This is a genomic window from Mycobacterium sp. P7213 (genome assembly GCF_900604305.1).
In the GTDB taxonomy this organism is placed as follows: Bacteria; Actinomycetota; Actinomycetes; order Mycobacteriales; family Mycobacteriaceae; genus Mycobacterium.
On record NZ_UWOA01000092.1, the window covers coordinates 1 to 5,862 of the forward strand.

A 5,862-nucleotide genomic window follows, 5' to 3' on the forward strand; every position below is an offset into this window, starting at 1 on the left:
GCCTTCATGCCGCCGTACTGGGCGACCCAGCGATGCCAGGTCGACTCGGTGATCTCCAGGTGCCGGCACACCTCGGAGAGCTCCTGGCCGGCGCCGAGGAGCTTGTTGCCCTCGGCGAGCTTGCGGATGATCTGATCCGGCGTGTGCCGCCGGCGCTTCTTGGCTGCCATGTCGTCGTCGATTCTTCCTGCCCGAAGATCGGGCATCAGAGTCCCACAACGACTGGACCACTACGAGGGGCTCACCTCAGCCGGATATGGCAGTGCCCCGTGGGGTGGTGGACTTCGGATCGGCGTGAGTCACGCGTGGTGATCAACGAGTCATGCTGGATGCTAGGCGATTTGGCGGTGCTCGGCTAGCGGTTCGGTGATGGCGGCGTGTTTGGCGGCGATGACCTTGCGTAGCTCGGCCATGGAGATGTCGGACAGGTAGCGACGGGTGACCTGCCATTCGTCGTGGGCTTCGATGACCACGGCAGTGGCCAAACGCAGAAACGCCGCCGGATTCGGGAAGATCTCCACGACATCGGCGCGGCGCTTGATCTCCTTGTTGAGCCGCTCGATCGGGTTGTTCGACCAGATCTTCTGCCAGTGCGCCCGCGGGAATGCGGTGAACGCCAGGACGTCGGTCTTGGCCTCGGCCATCATCGCCGCCACCTTGGGAAATGTCGCCTCCAAGGTGTCGGCGACCTGGTCCCACTGAGCGGCGACCTCGGCCGGTTCGGTGTGGGCGAAGACCGTCTTGATCGCCGCAGTGACCGCCGGCGCGTGCTTGGCGGCCACCACGCCGTGCAGATTGCGCATGAAATGCACCCGGCAGCGTTGCCACGATGATCCGGTGAACTGCTGTGCCACCGCAGCCTTGAGGCCGGCGTGGGCATCTGAGATCACCAGATGCACCCCAGTGAGCCCACGGGCCTTGAGGCTGGCCAAAAATTCGCGCCAGAACTCAAACGACTCACTATCGCCGACGGCGGTTCCCAGCACTTCGCGGGTGCCGTCGATGGAGACCCCAGTGGCCACCACCAGGGCCTGAGACACCACATGCGCGCCGACGCGGACCTTGCAGAAGGTGGCATCGCAGAACACGTACGGGAACTGGGTGTGGGTCAGGCTGCGGGTGCGGAAAGCTTCGATTTCACGGTCCAGGCCAGCGCAGATGCGCGACACCTCTGATTTGGACACCCCCGAGCCCACTCCCATCGCGGCGACCAGGTCATCGACGCTGCGCGTCGATACCCCGTGCACGTAGGCCTCCATGATCACCGCGTGCAACGCCTTGTCGATGCGGCGGCGTCGCTCCAGCAGGGACGGGAAGAACGACCCGGCACGCAGTTTGGGGATCTGCACCTCGACATCACCGGAGGTGGTCGACACGGTCTTGGGGCGGTGCCCGTTGCGCTGCGTGGTCCGGCCCTGGGCTCGCTCGTAGCGGCCGGCGCCGATCGCCTCGGTGGCTTCAGCCTCGATCAGAGCCTGCAACCCGGCCCGGATCAACTCGGCGAACACCGCCCCGGCGTCAGCGGAGTTGAGCGCATTGAACCACCTGTAAGTCTTGGTATGGCTGGCCCGGTGCTGGCTGGCAGGATCGGTGTCGTCGTCCTGGTTGGGTGTGACTCATGAATCGCTTGGCCCCGTGGTGGGTGCTCTTCCCGGGATCTGTCCGCCCGGCCGGGGGCGGCGGCGCCGACCCGGTCTTGCTTCGGTGGCTTGATTAGAAGCCTGCCCGACTCGTTGCCGCGAGTCGTGGCCCGTTACAGGCCTGCCTCGAAGACTTCTTCCGGGCCGACGCCGACGACGTCGCCTACAGGAAGGAGCAACACGTCGCCATGTCCATCGTTGCAGAGCGGTATGCGTTTGTCATCGGAGTCGATACCCATGCGGCCACGCACTCGTTAGCGCTGGTCAGCGCTGCAAACGGGGCGGTTGCGGATCAGGCGGAGTTTCCGAATACGCCGGCAGGAATGGATCGCGCGCATAGCTGGATTACCCGAAAATCTGCCGACCAGCCGGCGCTGGTCGTGATCGAGGGGGTCGGCTCCTACGGAGCAGGCTTGACGCAGCGGATGACGGGCGGCGGTTTGCAAGTCGTCGAGCCCCCAGCGATGACCGCGGCGGCCCGGCGCGGCGTTGGTAAGACCGACGCGATCGATGCCGTCCGTATCGCGCGTTCCGTCCTGGGCGTCGATACCGGGCGGCTGCGTTGGCCACGGGCCACCGGAGAGCGGGTCGTACTGCGTGTGCTCACCGTCGCCCGTGAGGAGATGACCGCTGAACGCACACGCGCCATCAACGCCTTGACCGCTCTGCTCCGCACGATCGACCTAGGGGTAGATGCACGCAAAGCACTGCCGCACAGTCGGTTCAAGATGATTGCCGCATGGCGGGAGCGTAGAGAAGACCACGTCATCGCTACCTGCAGGCGGGAAGCGATTCGCCTGGCCAAGCGCATCGTTTCCCTCGACGGTGAGCTGGCCGACAACCGCAAGGCCCTCGACGCCGCGGTCGAGCACCTCGCCCCTGAACTTTGCGAGCTTCCCGGTGTCGGCTCGGTGGTCGCCGCGTGCGTCTTGACGGCGTGGTCTCACCCTGGCCGGGTGCGATCCGAAGCAGCCTTCGCTTCTCTGGCTGGGACGTGCCCGATCCCTGCATCGTCGGGAAACACGGTGCGCCACAGACTGAACCGCGGTGGAGACCGCCGCCTCAACCGAGCACTGACCACCGTCGTCATCGTCCGAATGCGTATCCACGGGCCGACACGGGCCTACGTTGCTCGTCGTCGCGCCGAGGGCCGCACGACGAAGGAGATCATGCGCGCCCTGAAGCGCTACATCACCCGCCAGATCTACCGGACCCTCGCAGCGGCACATCCAGTCGCCGCAACCCCTTGACGCCATATAGAAGCATCCCGGGTTTGATGCACACCTTCTTTCGAGGGAAGGTTGTTCGCATCATGCCGAGGAAGTACGACGACGAGTTCAAGGCCCGGGCGGTGCGGCTGGTCACCGATCATGCCGAGGAGTACGACACCCGCAAGGCCTGCATCACCGCGGTGGCCAAGCGGTTGGGAGTGTCCTACGAATCGCTGCGCCGCTGGGTCAACCAGGCCGAGGTCGACGCCGGCCAGCGTGACGGGGTGCCCACCGATACGGTGCGGGAGTTGCGCGAACTCAAACGCAAGAACCGTGAGCTTGAGGAAACCATCGAAATCCTCAAGGCGGCAACAAGTTTCTTCGTGCGGGAGAGCGACCCGCGACACCATTGATCTGTGCGTTCATCGCCGAGCATCGTGCTCGGTTCGGGGTCGCTCCGATCTGCCGCGTGCTCACCGAGCACGGCTGCCAGATCGCCCCGAGAACCTTCTACGCCTGGCTGGCCCGACCCCCGTCCGCACGAACCCTCTGGGACACGGTCATCACCGAGGTGCTGGCCGGCTACTACGAACCCGACGAGCACGGACGCCGCAAGCCCGAAGCGTTGTACGGTGCGACCAAGATGTGGGCCCACCTGCAACGACAGGGCGTCGCCGTGGCCCGCTGCACCGTGGAACGCCTCATGCGGGCCCACGGCTGGCAGGGCGTGCGCCGCCGCAAGAAGGTCCGCACCACCATCGCAGATCCCGCCGCGGCACGGGCAGCTGATCTGGTCAAACGCCAGTTCCGGGTACCCGCCCCCAACCTGCTCCTGGTCGCGGACTTCACCTACGTCCGGCTAGCCAACGGAGCGTTCGTGTACACCGCATTCGCCATCGACGCGTTCGCGGGCCGGATCGTCGGGTGGACGTGCTCAGCAAGCAAGGAGGACCGCTTCGTGCGCCAAGCGATCCGCCACGCCGCACAACTCCGAATCAATGAAGGTAATCCATTGTTGGGCAACACTATCCACCATAGTGATGCCGGGTCTCAAGGCGGATTCAACCGGTCGTCGCAACACCTTGACGATGGAGGTGTGATGTGGCCAAGCGCGAGGAAGCGAAATCGGTTGTCAGGCGGCGGCAGTGGGCGGCTGATCGTGCGTTGCGGCCAGCGATGCGCTCACCCGGGCGCCCGGAGCCCTCGCGTGCGGTGCAGCGCCAGTTCTGGCGGCTCATCGTCCAGGGTGTCTCGACCGAGGATGCCGCTGTGGAAGTCGGCGTGTCGACACCGGTGGCCAGTAGGTGGTTCCGCCACGCTGGCGGCATGTCGCCGATCAGTTTGGATGAGCCTACGAGCCGGTATCTGTCGTTCGCCGAGCGGGAAGAGATCGCATTGCTGCGCGCTCAGGGTGCCGGTGTGCGTGAGATCGCCCGCGACATTGACCGTGACCCGTCGACGGTGTCTCGGGAGCTGCGGCGCAACGCGGCCACCCGCGGCGGCAAGCAGGTCTATCGCGCAGGGGTGGCGCAGTGGAAGGCCCAGCAAGCAGCGAAGCGGCCGAAAACCGCGAAGCTCGTGGCCAACGATCAGTTACGTGAGTACGTGCAGCAGCGACTCGACGGCAGCGTTCGCCGACTCGACGGCACGACCGTCGCGGGTCCGCAGACCGGGGCCTGGAAGGGGCGTAACAAGCCGCATCGACAGGACAGGCGGTGGTCGACGGCATGGAGCCCGGAGCAGATCGCGCACCGCTTGCCGATGGATTTCCCCGATGATGAGTCCATGCGGATCAGTCACGAGGCGATCTATCAATCACTGTTCATCGAGGGGCGTGGGGCGCTCAAGCGAGAGTTGGTTGCGTGCTTGCGAACAGGCCGGGCGCTGCGCGTTCCGAGGGCCAGGACACAGAACAAGCCGCAGGGACACGTCAGCGCGGATGTCGTGATCAGCAAACGGCCCGCCGAAGCTGCCGATCGCGCGGTCCCTGGACATTGGGAAGGTGATTTGATCATCGGCACCGGCCGATCGGCGATCGGTACGGTCGTGGAGCGCAAGAGCCGGGCGGTGATGCTGATTCATCTACCCCGCCTCGAGGGGTGGGGGATGGCCCCGTCGGTGAAGAATGGGCCGGCGTTGAGCGGATATGGCGCCGAGGCGATGAATGCCGCCCTGGTCGCCTCGCTGGCTCAGTTGCCGGCCCAGTTGCGTCAGACCCTGACGTGGGACCGCGGCAAAGAGCTTGCCGCGCATACCCAGTTCACGTTCGATACCGGCACGAAGGTGTTCTTCGCCGACCCGCACTCTCCGTGGCAGCGACCCACCAACGAGAACACCAATGGCGTTCTGCGTCAGTACTTTCCGAAAGGTACGGACCTATCACGATGGTCGGCAGAGGACCTCGAAGCGGTTGCACTGACGCTCAACAACAGACCGCGCAAGGTCCTCGGCTGGAAAACACCGGCGGAAGTCTTTGCCCAACAGCTACACTCGGTCCAACAACCCGGTGTTGCATCGACCGATTGAACTCGCCCAATACACATCGGTGCGGTTCGGGGAAACCCTCGCGCTGTCCGGACTGGTGGCCTCCATCGGCACGGTCGGGGATGCCTTCGACAACGCCTTGGCGGAGACGACCATAGGGCTGTACAAGACCGAAGCCGTCCGTGACGACTCACCGTTTCGGCGAGGGCCGCTGCACCGTCTGACCGACGTCGAACTGCTCACCGCCGAGTGGGTCCACTGGTACAACACCGACCGGCTTGAGGTGAGCCCCTCGTAGTGGTCCAGTCGTTGTGGGACTCTGATGCCCGATCTTCGGGCAGGAAGAATCGACGACGACATGGCAGCCAAGAAGCGCCGGCGGCACACGCCGGATCAGATCATCCGCAAGCTCGCCGAGGGCAACAAGCTCCTCGGCGCCGGCCAGGAGCTCTCCGAGGTGTGCCGGCACCTGGAGATCACCGAGTCGACCTGGCATCGCTGGGTCGCCCAGTACGGCGGCATGAAGG

5 protein-coding genes, 2 pseudogenes and 1 other annotated feature are annotated in these 5,862 nt (G+C 65.3%); of the genes and pseudogenes, 5 read left to right on the forward strand and 2 right to left on the reverse strand.

Annotation, left to right across the window (positions count from 1 at the left end):
* Window positions 1–170 (reverse strand): transposase (locus EJK91_RS21115; RefSeq protein ID WP_164518065.1); only part of this gene is annotated, 170 nt, incomplete at its 3' end.
* Window positions 171–332: 162 nt separating this feature from the next.
* Window positions 333–1,508: an IS256 family transposase gene (locus EJK91_RS21125; RefSeq protein WP_444850844.1), complete on the reverse strand. Its 1,176-nt coding sequence runs from the start codon at window positions 1,506–1,508 to the stop codon at window positions 333–335.
* A 320-nt stretch (window positions 1,509–1,828) separates the two neighbouring features.
* Between EJK91_RS21125 and EJK91_RS21130 the strand changes: the two genes are divergently transcribed.
* From EJK91_RS21130 to EJK91_RS21160, 5 genes and pseudogenes are all read left to right on the forward strand, one after another.
* Complete coding sequence (locus EJK91_RS21130; protein ID WP_125079878.1) at window positions 1,829–2,890, forward strand: IS110 family transposase; 1,062 nt, start codon at window positions 1,829–1,831, stop codon at window positions 2,888–2,890.
* A 62-nt stretch (window positions 2,891–2,952) separates the two neighbouring features.
* Window positions 2,953–3,950, forward strand: a pseudogene (locus EJK91_RS22820) (IS3 family transposase); the annotation flags it as partial.
* Window positions 3,222–3,353 (forward strand) — a sequence feature (AL1L pseudoknot). Its footprint overlaps the pseudogene before it by 132 nt.
* Before the next feature lie 77 nt (window positions 3,951–4,027).
* The gene (locus EJK91_RS21145) at window positions 4,028–5,377 is read left to right on the forward strand and encodes an IS30 family transposase (RefSeq protein ID WP_444850845.1); all 1,350 of its coding nucleotides are present in this window, start codon (window positions 4,028–4,030) and stop codon (window positions 5,375–5,377) included.
* Window positions 5,378–5,381: 4 nt separating this feature from the next.
* A pseudogene (locus tag EJK91_RS21150) lies at window positions 5,382–5,615 on the forward strand (IS3-like element ISMysp3 family transposase); the annotation flags it as partial.
* A 78-nt stretch (window positions 5,616–5,693) separates the two neighbouring features.
* Window positions 5,694–5,862, forward strand: a 169-nt coding sequence (locus EJK91_RS21160) for a transposase (protein ID WP_164518052.1), incomplete at its 3' end; no start/stop codon positions are given.